The sequence below is a fragment of the Nocardia grenadensis NBRC 108939 genome (assembly GCF_001613445.1).
Lineage (GTDB): Bacteria > Actinomycetota > Actinomycetes > Mycobacteriales > Mycobacteriaceae > Nocardia > Nocardia grenadensis.
In genome coordinates this window covers 364,318-379,753 of record NZ_BDCJ01000006.1, presented here as the reverse complement: position 1 = coordinate 379,753, position 15,436 = coordinate 364,318, and the positions used below count along the sequence as shown (strand labels likewise).

15 protein-coding genes and 1 pseudogene are annotated in these 15,436 nt (G+C 67.3%); 5 read left to right on the top strand and 11 right to left on the bottom strand.

The window, feature by feature from the left end; genetic code table 11:
* Positions 1–47: 47 nt before the first annotated feature.
* Positions 48–1,181: an alkaline phosphatase family protein gene (locus tag NGR01S_RS08545; RefSeq protein WP_063035608.1), complete on the top strand. Its 1,134-nt coding sequence runs from the start codon at positions 48–50 to the stop codon at positions 1,179–1,181.
* Positions 1,182–1,278: 97 nt separating this feature from the next.
* Here NGR01S_RS08545 and NGR01S_RS08540 read toward each other — a convergent pair whose 3' ends face one another.
* A complete protein-coding gene (locus NGR01S_RS08540; RefSeq protein WP_063035607.1) occupies positions 1,279–3,249 on the bottom strand; it encodes a TPM domain-containing protein in 1,971 nt (656 codons plus the stop codon).
* Positions 3,250–3,276: 27 nt separating this feature from the next.
* Here NGR01S_RS08540 and NGR01S_RS08535 point away from each other — a divergent pair.
* Positions 3,277–3,501 (top strand): annotated as a pseudogene (locus NGR01S_RS08535) (acetamidase/formamidase family protein); the annotation flags it as partial.
* Positions 3,502–3,878: 377 nt separating this feature from the next.
* Here NGR01S_RS08535 and NGR01S_RS30850 read toward each other — a convergent pair.
* Entirely contained in the window at positions 3,879–4,214 is a 336-nt protein-coding gene (locus NGR01S_RS30850) for a hypothetical protein (RefSeq protein WP_063035605.1), read from the bottom strand.
* Between the two features lie 468 nt (positions 4,215–4,682).
* A complete protein-coding gene (locus NGR01S_RS08525) occupies positions 4,683–5,090 on the bottom strand; it encodes a hypothetical protein (protein ID WP_063035604.1) in 408 nt (135 codons plus the stop codon).
* A 657-nt stretch (positions 5,091–5,747) separates the two neighbouring features.
* Between NGR01S_RS08525 and NGR01S_RS08520 the strand changes: the two genes are divergently transcribed.
* Positions 5,748–6,467: a DUF981 family protein gene (locus NGR01S_RS08520; protein ID WP_084480505.1), complete on the top strand. Its 720-nt coding sequence runs from the start codon at positions 5,748–5,750 to the stop codon at positions 6,465–6,467.
* A gap of 180 nt (positions 6,468–6,647) precedes the next feature.
* Here NGR01S_RS08520 and NGR01S_RS08515 read toward each other — a convergent pair whose 3' ends face one another.
* From NGR01S_RS08515 to rplN, 4 genes are read right to left on the bottom strand one after another with little or no spacing between them, the layout of a single operon-like run.
* Entirely contained in the window at positions 6,648–6,833 is a 186-nt protein-coding gene (locus tag NGR01S_RS08515; RefSeq protein ID WP_014349101.1) for a type Z 30S ribosomal protein S14, read from the bottom strand.
* Positions 6,834–6,836: 3 nt separating this feature from the next.
* Positions 6,837–7,400: a 50S ribosomal protein L5 gene (gene rplE, locus NGR01S_RS08510; protein WP_063035602.1), complete on the bottom strand. Its 564-nt coding sequence runs from the start codon at positions 7,398–7,400 to the stop codon at positions 6,837–6,839.
* A 1-nt stretch (position 7,401) separates the two neighbouring features.
* A complete protein-coding gene (gene rplX / locus NGR01S_RS08505; RefSeq protein WP_030522663.1) occupies positions 7,402–7,719 on the bottom strand; it encodes a 50S ribosomal protein L24 in 318 nt (105 codons plus the stop codon).
* 1 nt (position 7,720) lies between these two features.
* Positions 7,721–8,089 (bottom strand): 50S ribosomal protein L14, encoded by a 369-nt coding sequence (rplN, locus tag NGR01S_RS08500; protein WP_014349098.1) that lies wholly within the window; start codon positions 8,087–8,089, stop codon positions 7,721–7,723.
* Between the two features lie 624 nt (positions 8,090–8,713).
* Between rplN and NGR01S_RS08495 the strand changes: the two genes are divergently transcribed.
* On the top strand, positions 8,714–10,729 hold the full coding sequence (locus NGR01S_RS08495; protein ID WP_063035601.1) for a M13 family metallopeptidase: 2,016 nt from the start codon (positions 8,714–8,716) through the stop codon (positions 10,727–10,729).
* Between the two features lie 204 nt (positions 10,730–10,933).
* Here NGR01S_RS08495 and NGR01S_RS08490 read toward each other — a convergent pair whose 3' ends face one another.
* The gene (locus tag NGR01S_RS08490; RefSeq protein ID WP_157107169.1) at positions 10,934–12,283 is read right to left on the bottom strand and encodes a sugar transferase; all 1,350 of its coding nucleotides are present in this window, start codon (positions 12,281–12,283) and stop codon (positions 10,934–10,936) included.
* Positions 12,284–12,373: 90 nt separating this feature from the next.
* Between NGR01S_RS08490 and NGR01S_RS30845 the strand changes: the two genes are divergently transcribed.
* Positions 12,374–12,532: a hypothetical protein gene (locus tag NGR01S_RS30845; RefSeq protein WP_157107168.1), complete on the top strand. Its 159-nt coding sequence runs from the start codon at positions 12,374–12,376 to the stop codon at positions 12,530–12,532.
* A gap of 272 nt (positions 12,533–12,804) precedes the next feature.
* On the opposite strand, the gene NGR01S_RS08485 is transcribed toward NGR01S_RS30845, so the two are convergent.
* The 3 genes from NGR01S_RS08485 to NGR01S_RS08475 all read right to left on the bottom strand — a co-directional run bounded on the left by NGR01S_RS08485 (position 12,805) and on the right by NGR01S_RS08475 (position 15,409).
* A complete protein-coding gene (locus NGR01S_RS08485) occupies positions 12,805–13,569 on the bottom strand; it encodes an ABC transporter permease (RefSeq protein WP_063035708.1) in 765 nt (254 codons plus the stop codon).
* Complete coding sequence (locus NGR01S_RS08480) at positions 13,566–14,357, bottom strand: ABC transporter permease (RefSeq protein WP_063035599.1); 792 nt, start codon at positions 14,355–14,357, stop codon at positions 13,566–13,568. Before NGR01S_RS08480 ends, NGR01S_RS08485 begins: the two co-directional genes overlap by 4 nt.
* Positions 14,358–14,428: 71 nt before the next feature.
* Positions 14,429–15,409, bottom strand: coding sequence for a daunorubicin/doxorubicin resistance ABC transporter ATP-binding protein DrrA (locus NGR01S_RS08475; RefSeq protein WP_063035598.1), 981 nt, complete (start codon positions 15,407–15,409; stop codon positions 14,429–14,431).
* Between the last annotated feature and the right edge of the window lie 27 nt (positions 15,410–15,436).

Sequence of the window (15,436 nt, the reverse complement as noted above, 5' to 3'; positions counted from 1 at the left end):
CCACGGATTCGCTCCCGGATCGCCTCCGTACTGCACCATTGGAACCTGTGCAGTACACGCTCGCCGATATCCTGCCGTCCGTCACCGCGTCGTTCGGGTTCGACGCGCCCGACCCACTCGGCCTCACCCTCAACCGGGACGTCGTGCTGCTGCTGATCGACGGTCTGGGCGCCGAACTACTGGCACGCCACCGTGATCTCGCCCCCACACTGGCGGCGCACGTCACCACCACGCTCACCGCCGGATTCCCGGCCACCACCGCCACCAGCCTCACCAGCTTGGCGCTCGGCGCGCCCTGCGCCACACACGGCATCATCGGCTACAGCTTCGCCGTGCCCGCCGCCGCCGACGGCCTGCGGCTGTTCAACTCCTTGCGCTGGCGATTCGACTCCGCGACCGGCGACGACGCGCGCGAGACCTATCCGCCCGAATCGGCGCAACCGCACCGGAGCCGCTTACAGGACCTCGCCGCGCGCGGCGTGGAGCTGCACTATGTGGTCCCGGAGTACCAGGTGCGCTCCGGTCTGACCCGGGCATCGTTCCGCGCACCGGGGACACTGCACCCCGCCACCACTCTCGACGAACTCCGCGCCGGAATCCTGGCCGTCGCCCGTCATCCGGGCACGCGATCGCGCTTCGCCTACGCCTACTTCCCCGACCTCGACTCGACCGGCCACCTGCACGGACCCGAATCACCCGAGGCACTCGCGGTCCTGCGGGATATCGACGGGTTCGTGGCCGGACTGCTCGGCGAACTGCCCGGCACCTGCACACTGCTGATCACGGGTGACCACGGGATGATCCACGCGGACCACGCGGTCGACCTCGACGCGTCCGAGGTGCTGCACCGCGACGTAGCCCTGATCGCGGGCGAGGCCCGGGTTCGCCACGTCTACCTCCGGCACACCGCCGCACGAGCCGACGCGCTGGCGACCTGGCGGGAGCGGCTGGCGGGGCACGCCCAGGTGGTGACCCGTGAGCAGGCCCTCGACGAACACTGGTTCGGTCCCACTCCGCCCACCCCGGTGATCGCGAACCGGATCGGGGATCTGCTCGCCGTCGCGGCGGGCCGCACCGTACTGGTGCGACCGGAGCACGAACCGCTGGAGTCGGCGATGTCCGGCCACCACGGCGCCCGGACACCGGACGAACAACTGGTACCGCTCATCATGTCGCGCTGAGATCAGCGGATACGCGCGGATCGATTGTGCCGCCACCCGGGTGGCGGCACGCGCGCTTTCACCCGCGCCCGTACCGCGGGCGGGCACTCGGGTCGCGTCAGAAGCGTCCGCCGCGGCTGATCCGCCGCGATCCGCCCGACCCGCCGAAGGACCCGGCCCGGTACCCGCCGTGGTGACCGTGACCGCCGCCCATCCCACCGCGCAGCATGCTGTCGATGAGGATGCCGCCCAGGATCGCGCCCGCCTGCGCCCCACCCGTCGGCGGCCGCCGGACTTCCCAGGTCTGCACCCCGGCCTGCGCTTCCTGCAATGCGCGACCACCGAGATCGGCGGCCCGGCGCGCATGATCGAGCGCGGCGGCCGGGTCCGCGGTGCGCAGCCGCTGCGCCTCGTCGAGGTGCCGCTGAGCCTCCGAGAGCCGGGTGCGGGGCATCGCGTCCATCGCGCCCCGGCGGGTGGCGATGAAATCGCCTGCCATCCGGACCCGGGTGGCCGCGTCGCCGAGCGTCTGGTCCAGCCGGCGCGCCAGGTCCGCGGCCGCCGTCTTCCGGGCCCCGGCCGCGGCGAGCGCCCGATCCAGATCCCCGTCGGCGGCGACCGCCTCGTGGTACACACCGAGCGGGTCGGCCGCGGCGGCGGTATCCGCACGCGCCAGCACGTCCCGGGCGGCGGCGACGGCCGTCGCCAGTTCCGGGCCGCCGTGCTCGGTCAATTCGGCGGCGGCGGCGAGATCGCCGCGCAACTCGTCGAGGACGGCGGGCAGGCCCGCCCGCGCCTGCTGGATATGGGCCGCGGCGCCGTCCACGGCGTCGAGCAGGGTGCGGGCCTGGCCGATCGCGCCCTCGGCGGCCCGGATATCGGCGACCGCCCCGCCCTGTTCACCCACCGGCCGGGCGATTTCCCGCCGACCGTCGTCGACGCAGTCGTCGGCGAAAGCGATCCGCTCGCGAGCCATGGTGACGTTGTCGGCGATCGGTGCGAGCACACTGGCCGGATGGATGCTCGCCAGCCGGGCCAGTTCGGCTTCCGATGCCGGGGTGCGGCCGGTGAGGTCGATGATATCGCGGGTCAGCGCGTCCAGCCGGGGTCCGGCATCGATGAGCAGATCGCGCATCGCGTCGAACTCGGCGACGCGGGCGTCGAGTTCGCGGTCGGCGCGACCGGCGGTGGTGATGAGATCGATCAGCAGGGTGCGCTGTTCGTCGGGTGTTTCCGGGATGGCGTCGTCGAGCCGCTGCCGGATCGTGAACGCCTTCGCGGTGGCGGCTCGCGCGTTCTCCAGCGCGGTACGGAAGGGCAGCACCGCCGGATCACCGAACTCCCCGACGGCCAGTTCCAACTCCTCGGCACTGGTCCGTACGGCATTGTCGAGTTCGACGAGGATCTCCCGCGACCGCGCGTGCAGCGCCTCGAGCGGTAGCGCCGCGAGGGCGGCGGGGTCGGTCGGATCGGTCTGCCGGGCCTGTTCGAGTTCGGCCCGGTCCCGGGCCCGGCGCCGGTAGCGCTGATACAGCAGCAGACCCCCCACGGCGAGCACGATGAGCGCACCGATGAGCAGTACGGGACCCGTGCTCACTCCGCCCCCGCTCATTGCCGAACCGATCCCCTGAGCCGCGACGACACCCGCGTCGGCCCACCGGCTGTCGCGCAGCGCGGGTTCGACCCGGTCGGCGAGCAGCCGGTCGATCTCGGATTCGCTGACCCCGGCCGGGCGCTCACCGTAGAAGGCGTAGGCGCGATCCCGGGTGGCCACCGCCAGCAGCAGATCCCGGTTTCCGAACCCGGATTGCCGAGAGGTCCGCGCGGCCCAGTCCTGCGGGCTGTCACCGGCGAAATCGTGCACATAGGCGACCCAGAGCCACACTTTGTGATCGGCGTAGAGAGTATCGACCGCCGCACGCACGCGCTGGGCGTCACCGGCGTCGAGCGCACCGGCCGAATCGGTGACGTAGGTGTCCATCCGGGTGGGCTGCTCCGCCGCCGCGCCCGGCGCCGCCACCGCGGTGACGTACAGGAGGCCGAGCACGAACCACGCGATCCGGCGCAGCGGATTATTCGAGGTCGGCATGTCACCGAATGTAGCGTGCGCGAGTCACCGGCCGGCCTCTCCGACCCGGACGGTTCGCAGAAGTCCAGCGATCTGAACGTCGCCATGCGCCGGGCGGTCGTGAACGCGCTGGATTTCCTGGAACAGGAGAAGGGTATGGATCGCGCCACCGCGTACGCCTATCTCTCCGCGGCGGCGGACTTCACCGTCTCCCAAGTGGGGGACCGTACCGTCGGCGTGCACGGCCAGATCTACAAATCCCACTTCGCCTGACATCGGGGGCGGTGCCCGATGTTCCGGCCGCGCCCCCGGCGAGCCGGACGGGCTCCCGGCCTGGTGGTCGAGGCCGGAAATCTGTTGCCCGCGGCCCGGCCACCGCCGCACGATGGGACCGTGCCGACCTTCGCCGATTTCGACCGTCGCCACTACCGAACGGTCGATGTGGCAACCGGTTACGACGGATGGGCACCCACCTACGAGCAGACCGTGCTCGACGATATGGGTCTCGCGCTGCTCGACCGTCTGCACCGGCGGGCATGGCAGCAGGTGCGGTGGGCAGCCGATCTGGGTCGCGGCACCGGCCGCACCGCGGCCTGGCTGCCGCCCGGCCGGCATCGGGATCCGCCGGCCGGGCGGTGCCTATCGGCGGATCAGCGGGTGACGGTGACGCTCACTCCCGGCGGTGCCGCGATCGGCTGGTCGATGATGACCGACAGGGTCGATCCCGGCTGGTCGGCGGCGCGGCCCGCGTACTCGGTGATGCTCTCGCCGAGACGTTGTTTCGCGTCCGGGGTGAAATTGGGCGGCAGTGCGCCGAGCAGCGGGCCGAGGTTCAGGTCCTCGACCGCCCGTGCTTCCGCGTCGGTCAGGTGCACGGTGACGGCTTCCTCGGATCGATCGACCGACAGCGCCGAAGCCGAACCGCTCCCGAGAACGAGACAGCCGGCCGAGACCGCGAGGACGGTCAGTGGAAGGTGGAATCTCATGGATATCTCCTGTTGTAATCGTCTGATCGTGGGTGTCCGATGTGCTCTTGTGCCGCCGTGTGCGGCAGTCGGCAGGGCCCTCGTCCACTCGGACGACCGCAGGCCGAACCGGATTCTCGTGCGGTGTGTTCCTTTCTGCGGGACCCGGCGCGGGGCCGGCGTGCCTGTTTCCGGACCGCTCCACCGACGCCTTTCGGGTGCGCGCAGACCACCCCGCCGGATACTGCGCGGCAGCGAGCGTGGGGAAACGGTTGCCAGGAACGGATCGGTGCGCGGCGGCCGGACCGCGGCACACTTTCGACTCCCGGTAGCCCCCGGCCCGCCCCTGGCAGGAGACGGACCGGCTCCCGGGGCCACTCCACGGCACGCGCAGCACCTCGCACAGCTGTCTCAGGAATCCGCACGGCCTCCATCGGGGCAGCTCTCACCGGCCGGCGGGGATCGGCCCGCCGGCTCGGCATAGGTCTGTCACCTCCGGCAGACGCAGAGGTGCAGCAGAATCTCTTCCCCGGCCGCGGCCGCAGCGGGCGCCGGTAGCGCCGACGGCGATATGCGGCGCGTGTAAACCAGCAGCCCCACAACGAGGCCCATGAAGAGCAGTGCGGCAGGCCACAGGTCGTCGAACCGGGGCCGCGGTGCCGCGGCACGTGCGCAGGCATAGCGGCAGTGCACGGACTGCCCGCCCGTCTCACTCGGCCGCTCGACCTCGGTTTCGGCCGAATTGTGCACCGCGACCAGGGAAGACACCAGCGAGACATAGGTGGTCTCACGCGGATCGACCAGCTGGCCGTCGCGGACCTCGAGCGTCAGCACCACGGCGGCGAAGACGAGCACGAGCACCCGCACCAGCTCCGGCGCTCGCGCGATATGCCTCACAGTCGCCGATACTAACCGACGCCACCCGTGCCCGATTTCTCCGGTTCTCCTCGAACCTGGGAACGAATTCGACTATGCCGCAACAGCTACCATTTCGGCTCAAGGCCCGGACACCGGCCGCTCCGAATCGAGCACCGCCGATACGCCCTGCGGAAATCGCCCGCCGGGACAGGCGGCCATCACCACCCGTTCGTACCGCGCACTGCCTGCGCAGCGAGCGGCACCGCCGCTCATGCCTGGGCGGCGAAGCCACCGTCCTCCGCTACCGGCCCGGCAGACCCCGTCGCTGCGCTTCCCGATTCACCGGCTTCGTCCGCCACCCGGAAAATGTTACACAGCCGATATACAGCAAACGCCTTGGCAAACATTCAGCACGGACGATACTCGGAGCATCGCACGTCGGAAGCGCGCCGGCCCCGACAGCGAACCGGATTGCTACAACCACCGGGCCGGAGGGCACGCAGGACACATATCCACTTCAACCCGAGATCGCCGTCTGCCAACCGCCGCGTTCTCCGAGGCCATCGGAGCCGGACCGCAGCGGCGATCCGATCCATCCCGCCGATGATCGATTGCTTCCGGCTGCACGGGTCGACCGACCGGACAGCCGGCAAATCATCACCCATCGGCACAGTTCACAAGTAGTAAGAGAATTACATGCTTTCGACAACAGCTGTTCGATCGACACTCCTGGCAGCGCCAGAAGAGTTCCCCTGGGATCGCTTCCAGATGTACAACACCTTGATGGGAATTTCGGCAGGCGTATCCCTTCTATTGGTTGTCTCGCTGGGGCGAAAAATCCTGGAAGGAAAACCTTCGGACTTCGACGGATACGCGTTGGCCCTCGGAATCAACGGCGCATTGCTGACGTTTCTCGGTGGGCATATGACCGTCGAATGGCCGTTTTCGGTCGTCCCCCAGGCGAATATAGTTTTCGGCGAAGGGTCGCTGGCTCTCGGCGTTCTCCTGCTGGCCGCCGCGTTCTATCTGTGGAAGATCCGATCGCGGGCCGGGGGCGAAGACATCGCGAGCCTTTTCACGACGATGAGACCGGTGTCCTACCTGGTCGCCGCCGTCGGCGCGGGAATGGCCGCGATCGGAGTCGCCGGTATCAAGTACCAGCTGTTCGGCGCCCCGCCGGAAGAGCCCATCACCGGTCGATTCGCCGATTCACCGATGGTGGAGTCGGTATTCATCTCGACACTGTTCTTCCTCATCGCGGCAGGAGCCGTCCTGACACCGGCGTTCACCAAGAACAGCAATCGAGTGGTGGGTCTTGTCATAGCGATATGTTGGTGCCTCTCGGGCACCGCCTGGATAGTGTTCTCCGTACTGAACTACTTCACCCATATCGGCCTCATCATGAACACGTCCTAGACGTATCCGGTACAGACACCGCGCGAATACCGACCGCAGAGCTCGTCTTTCCGGTCGCGCACCGAGCCGACCGCGTCATGCCGATGGCCGGAGACAGGGCCGTCGAGAAGGACCCGAGCTCGGCTCGGGTCCTTCTCGATATTGTGAACACCGGGCGGGCGACCACCCGCCCGGCTCAGCTCACCAGGAGCTCTTGTGCACGCCCGGCAGCTCGCCGCGGTGCGCCATTTCGCGCAGGCACACGCGGCACAGGCCGAACTTGCGGTACACCGCGTGCGGCCGGCCGCAGCGCTGGCAGCGAGTGTAGGCGCGGACAGCGAACTTCGGCTTGCGGTTGGCCTTGTTGACCAGTGCTTTCTTGGCCATGTCTCAGTTCTCCTTGAACGGGAAGCCGAGGTGCTTCAGCAGGGCACGGCCTTCTTCGTTGTTGGTGGCGGTGGTGACAACGGTGATGTCCATACCGCGCGGACGGTCGATCTTGTCCACATCGATCTCATGGAACATCGACTGCTCGCTCAGGCCGAACGTGTAGTTGCCGTTGCCGTCGAACTGCTTGGGCGACAGGCCGCGGAAGTCGCGGATACGGGGCAGGGCGATCGAGACCAGGCGGTCCAGGAACTCCCACATCCGGTCGCCGCGCAGGGTGACCTTGGCGCCGATCGGCATACCCTCACGCAGCTTGAACTGCGCGATGGACTTGGTGGCCTTGCGGATCTGCGGCTTCTGGCCGGTGATCAGGGCCAGGTCGTCGACCGCGCCGTTGATCAGCTTCGCGTCCCGGGCGGCGTCGCCGACACCCATGTTCACCACGACCTTGACCACGCCCGGGATCTGCATGACGTTGGCGTAGTCGAACTCGTTGTTCAGCGCGTCCTTGATCTCGGCACGGTAGCGCTGCTTGAGCCGGGGCTGCACTTTCTCGGAGGTGGTCATATCAGATGTCCTTCCCGTTCTTACGGGAGATCCGAACCCGCTTGCCGGTTTCTTCGTCGGTGCGGTAGCCGATCCGGGTCGGGTTACCGTCCGAGTCGACGACCATCACGTTGGACACGTGGATGGGCGCTTCCTGGGTCACGATGCCGCCGGAGGAGGCGCCACGCAGGTTCGCGGAGTTCGCGACGTGCTTCTTGATCCGGTTCACGCCCTCGACCAGGATCCGGTTGTCCTTCGGGAAGGCCTGGATGACCTTGCCCTTGGCACCCTTGTCCTTACCCGAGACGACGAGCACGGTATCGCCCTTGTGCACCTTCATGTCAGAGCACCTCCGGGGCCAGCGAAACGATCTTCATGAACTTCTTGTCGCGCAGCTCGCGCCCGACCGGGCCGAAGATGCGGGTGCCGCGCGGGTCGTTGTCCGCCTTGATGAGCACAGCGGCGTTCTCGTCGAAACGGATGTAGGAACCATCCGGACGGCGCCGTTCCTTGGTGGTGCGCACCACGACGGCCTTCACCACGTCACCCCGTTTGACGTTGCCGCCGGGGATGGCGTCCTTCACAGTGGCGACGATGACGTCGCCGATACCGGCATAGCGGCGCGACGAACCACCGAGAACGCGGATGCAGAGGATCTCCTTGGCACCCGTGTTGTCGGCGACGCGCAGCCGCGACTCCTGCTGAATCACTTCAGCCTCCTCGACCTGGACGATAAGCACGCCGGATTGCCGACCCGACGGGCATGGTCTGTCACCACCCGAACGCGCGCCTACCAGCGGTTCTGTACGATCTCGACGATCAACCACCGGGGGTTCGCGGCCGAATCGCGGGCACCGGGCCCGCAGGCAACCGGTCAAGGATAGCGAATCCCCAGCTCAACCCGAAATCGGGGTTGCGTTCATTTGCGCGCCTCCGGCGCGCGGGTCGGGGGCCCTGTGACCCCGGTTCTTCACACCGGCGCTCAGTCGTTGCGCTCTTTCGCTCTGTCGCTCCAGAACCGGGGGGCGGGCCCCGACCGCTGAGGCAGACCATCCGGAGCAGACAGCAGAGGAATGCTGTCGTGCACCTCGATCGGTCCGGGGAGGCTCACCACACTGTCGATGCTCGATCGCCGCCGACCGGTGGACGGGTCCGGGCAGCATGCGCTCGGTCGCTCCGAAACCGGGGCAGGTCGCACCGCTCAGGCCGCGCCGTGTTGCCCGGCGCGACGCGGGGGTGGGGCGCCGGTAGCCTCATGGGGCCGGTTCGCCTAGAAGAGGTGCGGGGTCTCGCATCGGGGAGAGGTTTCGTTGAAATCATCGGATCGTCGATTGGTGCTCGATCGCCGTGGGTTCCTCGTCGCGCTGGGGCTGGCGCCCGCGGCCGCGTGGCTGGCCTCCTGCTCCGAGGCCACACCCATCAAGCTGGTGACCGTCGATATGAGCGGTTCCGATCCGGCGATCCGGCCCCAGGACGATCTCTACCGGCACGTCAACGGTAAATGGCTGCGCGAATACCAGTTGCCGCCGGACAAGACCTCCTACGGGGCGTTCAGTGAGGCCGGGGAACGCACCCAGCAGCAGTTGCGGGAGATCATCGAGAGCATCAGCGACCCGGAGGACGGGACCGAGGCCCAGCAGATCCGCGACCTCTACGACGCGCGGATGGACCTGGACGAGATCGAACGGCTGGGTCTGACGCCCCTGGACTCGATGTTCGCCGAGATCGAGGACGCGAAGGACAAACCGGCCCTGGCCGAGGTGATGGGCCGGCTGCCGATCGGCGGGTTGATCGGTATCGGGGTGAGCATCGACCAGAAGAATTCCTCCGCCCATATCCCCGCTGTCGGCCAGTCCGGATTGGGCCTGAACGAGCAGTACTATCGCGATCCGCAGTTCGCCGAGGAGCTGGCCGGTTACCGGACATATCTGGAACGCCTGGCCAAGGCTGCGGATATGCCGGACCCCACCCGGGTGGCCGGGCGGCTGCTGGATCTGGAGAAGCGGATCGCCGCCGCCCATTGGGACAATGTGCGCAACCGCGACGCGGCGGCCACCTACAACGTCTTCGATTGGGACAAGGCCACCGCCCTGGCTCCGGAATACGACTGGGACCCGTGGCTGCGCGGTATCACCGACCGGCCCAGGGATCTCTTCGCGAAGGTGGTGGTGAACCAGCCCTCGTTCGTCACCGAGGCGGGCAAGATCTGGGCGACGACCGATATCGCTATCTGGCGCGACTACTTGAAGCTCGCCGTGCTCAAAACCTACGCGAACGTGCTGCCCGAGGAGATCTCCGACGCCAATTTCGATTTCAACGGGCGGCTGATGTCCGGGCTGAAACAGCGGCCCGAACTCTGGAAATCGGCCGTCGGCTCGGTGGACAGCAACTTGAGCGAACAGCTGGGCAAGCTGTACGTGGACAAGCATTTCCCACCCGAGGCCAAGGAACGGGTCGAGGCGATGGTCGACGATCTGATGGCGGCCTACCGGGAGAATTTCACCAATTCGACCTGGATGTCCCCGGAGACCCGCCGGGCCTCGATCGAGAAACTGGAAAAGATCGGCACCAAACTCGGGTACCCGGACAAATGGGTGGACTATTCCGGGCTGAAGGTCACCCGCGGCAAGCTGATCGAATCCCTGCGCGCCATCAACGATTTCGAGGTGAAGCGGTCCTTCGACCGACTGGGGAAACCGGTGGACAAGGCCGAGTGGAGTGCCTCACCGCAGACGGTGAACGCCTACTATTCCGCCACCAACAACGAGATCGTCTTCCCCGCCGCGTTCCTGCAGCCGCCGTTCTTCGACAAGGACGCCGAGATGGCGGTGAACTACGGCGGGGTCGGGGCGGTGATCGGGCACGAGATCGGGCACGGTTTCGACGACCAGGGTTCGAAGTTCGACGGGGACGGTAACCAGCGCGACTGGTGGACCCCCGCCGACCGGGATGCCTTCGACGCCAAATCCCAGGCGCTCATCGAGCAGTACAACGCCCTGGTCCCCGAGGGGCTGTCGCCGGAACAGCATGTGAACGGCGCGCTCACCGTCGGCGAGAACCTGGCCGATCTGCGTGGGTTGCAGATCGCGCTGGCGGCCTACCGCATCGCCGAGCAGCGTCAGGGCGTCACGAATCCCGATTACCACACCATGTTCAATTCGTATTCGCGGATCTGGCGCTCCAAGCAGACCCCCGAGGTCACCGAACGGCTGCTCGCCGGCGATACCCATTCTCCGGACGAGTTCCGGGTGAATCAGGTTGTCCGCAATATCGCCCAGTTCTACCGAACCTTCGGTGTGGTGGAAACGGACAAACTCTTCCTGCCCGAGGACCAGCGAATCGAACTGTGACCCGTCCGGGGAGCGATCCGTCCGCTCCCCGCAATTCTCCCTGAACAGCATTGATATCCATTCCGACGAATCAGGCAGGCGAACCCTCCGAGCTGGTGGAACTCGTCAGCCCACCCGCTGTTCGGGGCGGCTCACGCCGCCACGAAAGCGAAAACAATCAATCCGAACCAGGCCAGAACGATTCCCACCCTCACGAGATCGAGGCTAACTCGCCAGTGGGAATATCGTCGCGAAGAGAGGCACTTGTTTGGCGTCGCTGTCCCGGTGACGATTGTGGGACACAACATCCTCAGCGTATGCCCGCATTTCCGGGAGCTCCCGGTGTTGCAGATACGTGCCGAAATCAGTGTTCCCGGCCAGTAATTGATCGACCTTCGCCACGAACGCATGAACCTCCCGATCTTCGGGAGACATCAGTGCGGTGTCGCGTTGCAGCTGGGACTGCAATGCTTCGTGGACGATCCGAGGGGCCGCACTGGGCGCAGCGTCCAATGTCGCTGTCACCGTGGTCGCGAACCAGTGACTTATCCGATCCTCCGCGGACAGGTCTCGGCCGATATAGCTGTTCAGGAGCTGATGGGCCTCGCGGCGCTGGTACGGCGCGACGACGTCGTCCAAGAAGTACTGGTGAAACGTTCGCGAGCCGATCTCGGGCAGAGAGACATCAGCGAGATATCGCGTCCGCAGGAACTCCGGGGATTGGTTCTGCTGCCCGCGGCAGAGCGGATAGTGCGAGGTGTACAACCCATCTCTGGGGATTTGGTTGAAACGCACCTGCTCCACAGGCGACAGGACTTGCCGCATCAGCTCGAGGTCGGCATCGAGTATCGGTCTCGCCCCGACCGGCGCGAGATACCCGAACTGGGGGAACTCGTCGAGGGAAAAGTGGCGGGCGATCCGGCCGATCGGGCCGGCCCGAGACGCCGTGTCGGTTCCGCTGGGCCGGACCGGCTCGCCTATCGGCAGGGTTCGAAACTTCCAGATGGGTAGCATCTCGCCGGTCAACCGAGGGCGCGGTTGCATCAACAAATGAGGTCCTGGCGTCGCATTGGTCAGGCGAAGCGCCGTTTCCGCCTCCAGCGAGGCCAGGGTGAGCGTGGAGAGGGATGAGATGCGGGGGCTGTTCTCGGTGAGCCACTCGCGTTCCCACGCGTAATGCCGCGGGCCGTCGATCCACGCCGCACCGACCGGTTCGCCGGGCGCGGGCGCGGGACGCTGAGTGATGTATTCCGAACCGGGATAGCGCCGCAGCTCCGCTTCGATATCAGTGGCGTGCCGATTCGAGACCGTGCCGCCGAAGGCATCTGATGGTGACCGAGCCGCAGGATCCCCTGTTCGCCCGGCTTCGCCCCTCCGATCGGTCGGCCGCAACTCAGCACGCAGGAGTCCGGCCGCCGTACCGTCGGTCCGGTCGGCCACCCGGCTGACGTCGTGCGCGGCGTGCGCAACGCCTCTGGTAGGTGATTCGTGCACGCGGGTGTAGTCGTCCGCGAGCTTGCGCATCTTCTGGAGAAGTTCCGCTGCCACTACATTCCAGGACTGCGGCCTGGTCACGATCGGTGTTCCTCCTTTGCCCCCGCCGACTACGATCGGCAATTCTATGGGGCACAATCGAGATCTCGATAATCAAGGGCGAGGAGCCCGGTGGGCGATACGACGGTCTGGGCCACGACCGAGCCAACCGAGATGCCCGGCACAGCTGCAGAGTTGTCCGACGATCAGCTCGACCACGACGATCTGGTGCGCTGTATCGGCGCGAATGTTATTTCTTATGTGCTTATCACACTCACGCGTCGACAATAATCACGGCGCGTTGATCCGGAGTTCAAGAAAGGGCGCCCTGAGCGACTGGGGTAAGAATGCGCAGTTGCAAGAGTACCCTTGGGCGACTGTGTCTATATCGTCGTTTCCCGTCGCTGAAAATCGATGACGGCGGGCCGGGAGTCGTATCGCAGGGCGGGGTTGCAGTTGCGGACCGTAGAGAAGACGGGATCGAGCAGGGGTTCTAGTCTGAGAATCTCGCGAAAGGGACCGCGGGCCCAGTAGCCCACCCGGCGCCCTTTCCTTCCCAGAGTTCAGCTCTCGGCCGCCTTGCGGTAGCCGCGGACGGCCAGCGCCCCGAACACCGCGACCATGCCCACCGCCCAGGCCACGGTCTGCGCCAAAGGCGTGGCGATCGGCCCGCCCAGCAGGAAGCCGCGCATGGTCTCGATGGCACAGCTCATCGGTTGTCCCCGCACGATGGGCTGCAACCAGCCCGGATAGTTCGCCAGCGGAACGAAACCGGAATTGAAGAACATGCCGACCAGCACCACGATCGCGAACACCTGCACGGCCTGGCCACCGGCCCGGCTCACGCCGACCGCGACCACCAGCGGGGTGAAGCCGGCGACCACGATCACCGGGATCGCGATCACGCCGAGTGCCCCGACCCAGCCATTGTCGAACCGCAGCCCCAGCAGCACCCCGACCACGACCACCAGCAGGGTCGCGACCGCGGCCCGCGCGCATTCGGCGAGCAACCGGCCCAGCAGCGCACTCGCCCGGTGCACCGGCAGCACCCAGAACCGACGCAGCAAACCGCTCTGCCGCTCCCCGAACAAGGATTCCCCGGTGCCCATGGCGCCGTACATGGCACCCGCGACGGCGATCAGAGGCACGAAACCGTACAGCGGTTCCGCGTCGCCGGGCACGCCGAGCGTACGGCTGAGCACCAGTTCGAACATGAGCAGCAACAGGATCGGCAGTACCAGCGTGGTGGACAGCACCTCCTGCTGGCGGCTCCAGCGCCGCAGCAGCCGCCCGGTCTCCACCAGCGCCTGATCCAAGAATGTGGTCACTGCCGCTTCCTTTCCGCCCATACCGCCAAGGCCGCGCCCACCACCAGCAGACCCGCGACCCAGGTCACGGCCACCGGTAGTCCTTCCGTATACCGTCCGTCGGCGAGCCCGCGCAGCGCGTCGGCCACCCGGGAGACGGGTTGGTGACGTACGAACGGCTGGATCCAGCCCGGAAAACCCTCCGCCGGGACGAAACCGGTGGAGATCATGACCAGTAGCAGCTGCGGTACGAACAGCACCGTGGCACCCACCTGCGGATTGGCCGTCGCGGTCCCGAGCGCGTCGGTGGCCAGCATCATCGCCACTCCGAGGCCGAGCACCAGCGCCAGGAACACCAGGGCGGGGACGACACCGTGGAAGCGGAAGCCGAACAGGGTCCCGATCACCAGCGCACCGCAGATCGCGGTGATCGCCCGCGCCAGATTCGCCGAAACCCGCGCGGCGGGCGGCACCCACGGCACCACCGGCATGGCCCGCAGCCGGGTACCCATACCGCCGGCCACCTCCCGGGCCGCCCGGTCGGCGGCGAACATGGAGCTGAAGAACATGGCGTGTACCAGGATCAGCGGCAGCAGGTACTGCGCGTAGTCGACACCGCCCGCCTCCACCGATTTACGTAGCGGCACATAGAAACAGACGAAGAAGGTCAGCGGCGCGGCGAAGGCGATGACCAGGTCGCCCTCGCGTACCGCGGCCCGGATGGACCGCTCGCTCAGTGCCGCCCACTGCATACCGGGCGGGACGTTCAGATCCTCCACCGGCGGCCGTCCGAGGGTCGAGGCCACCATAACGCCGTGTCCATCGGGCCTGAGCGGCCCTGCGTGGTCACGCTCCGCTACCGCCTCCGGGCCCGGCCCGCTCATGCCGGGACCTCTACCGCTTCGGCTTCCTCGCTGCGCGTGGTGAGGCGGATGAACACCTCGTCCAGCGACGGCCGTCGCAGCGCTATATCGATCAGTTCGATATCGGCCTCGGTGAGCCGGGCCAACGCGGCGGTCAGGGTGGCGGCGCCGTCAGGTGCGGGCAGCGACACCCGGTCGGCGGAATCGGCGACCGTGCACTCCGACAGCGGCGCCAGCGCGGCCACCACGGCCGGCACATCGCCGGGATCCACCGGCACGACCTCGCAGTAGCTCGAACCCGAACGTGCTTTGAGCGCATCGGCGGTGCCCTCCGCGATCACCGTACCCTTGTCGACCACGATGATGTTGTCGCTCAGCGCATCCGCTTCCTCCAGGTACTGGGTGGTGAGCAGGATGGTCACCCCCTGGGCCGCGAGCTCGCGCACGAGTGCCCAGAGCTGCTGCCGGCTCACCGGGTCCAGGCCGGTGGTGGGTTCGTCGAGGAACACCACCCGAGGTGCGCGCACCAGCCCACACGCGATATCGATCCGCCGGCGCATACCGCCGGAGTACTGCCCGACCCGCCGGTCGGCCGCTTCGGTGAGCGAGAAGCGTTCCAGCAGTTCGTCGGCGCGCTGCCGGGCGGCCCGGCGGCGCAGGCCGAGCAACCGTCCGAACAGCACCAGGTTCTCCCGGCCCGTGAGCATTTCGTCCAGCGCCGCGTACTGACCGGTGAGCATGATGGATTTCCGCACCTCGGCGGCGTCGCGGACGACGTCGTGCCCGGCCACCACCGCCCGGCCCGAATCGGGCCGGATCAGGGTGGACAGCACCGAGACCGTGGTGGTCTTCCCCGCGCCGTTGGGCCCGAGTACGCCGAGCACGCTCCCGGCCGGTACGCGGAAGTCGATCCCGCGCAGGGCTTTCACCTCGCCGAACGACTTCACGACGGACTCGACGACTATCGCGTCACCGGAATCCGACCGTTTCTCTGACATGGTGTTCTCTCTTTCGCTGTTCCCCGC

Coding starts and splice junctions, on each gene's coding strand:
- NGR01S_RS08540 (WP_063035607.1), bottom strand. CDS start 3,249: ATGCCGACCTCGAATAATCCGCTGCGCCGGATCGCGTGGTTCGTGCTC.
- NGR01S_RS30850 (WP_063035605.1), bottom strand. CDS start 4,214: ATGAGATTCCACCTTCCACTGACCGTCCTCGCGGTCTCGGCCGGCTGT.
- NGR01S_RS08520 (WP_084480505.1), top strand. CDS start 5,748: ATGCTTTCGACAACAGCTGTTCGATCGACACTCCTGGCAGCGCCAGAA.
- NGR01S_RS08515 (WP_014349101.1), bottom strand. CDS start 6,833: ATGGCCAAGAAAGCACTGGTCAACAAGGCCAACCGCAAGCCGAAGTTC.
- rplE (WP_063035602.1), bottom strand. CDS start 7,400: ATGACCACCTCCGAGAAAGTGCAGCCCCGGCTCAAGCAGCGCTACCGT.
- rplX (WP_030522663.1), bottom strand. CDS start 7,719: ATGAAGGTGCACAAGGGCGATACCGTGCTCGTCGTCTCGGGTAAGGAC.
- NGR01S_RS08480 (WP_063035599.1), bottom strand. CDS start 14,357: ATGGTGGCCTCGACCCTCGGACGGCCGCCGGTGGAGGATCTGAACGTC.
- NGR01S_RS08475 (WP_063035598.1), bottom strand. CDS start 15,409: ATGTCAGAGAAACGGTCGGATTCCGGTGACGCGATAGTCGTCGAGTCC.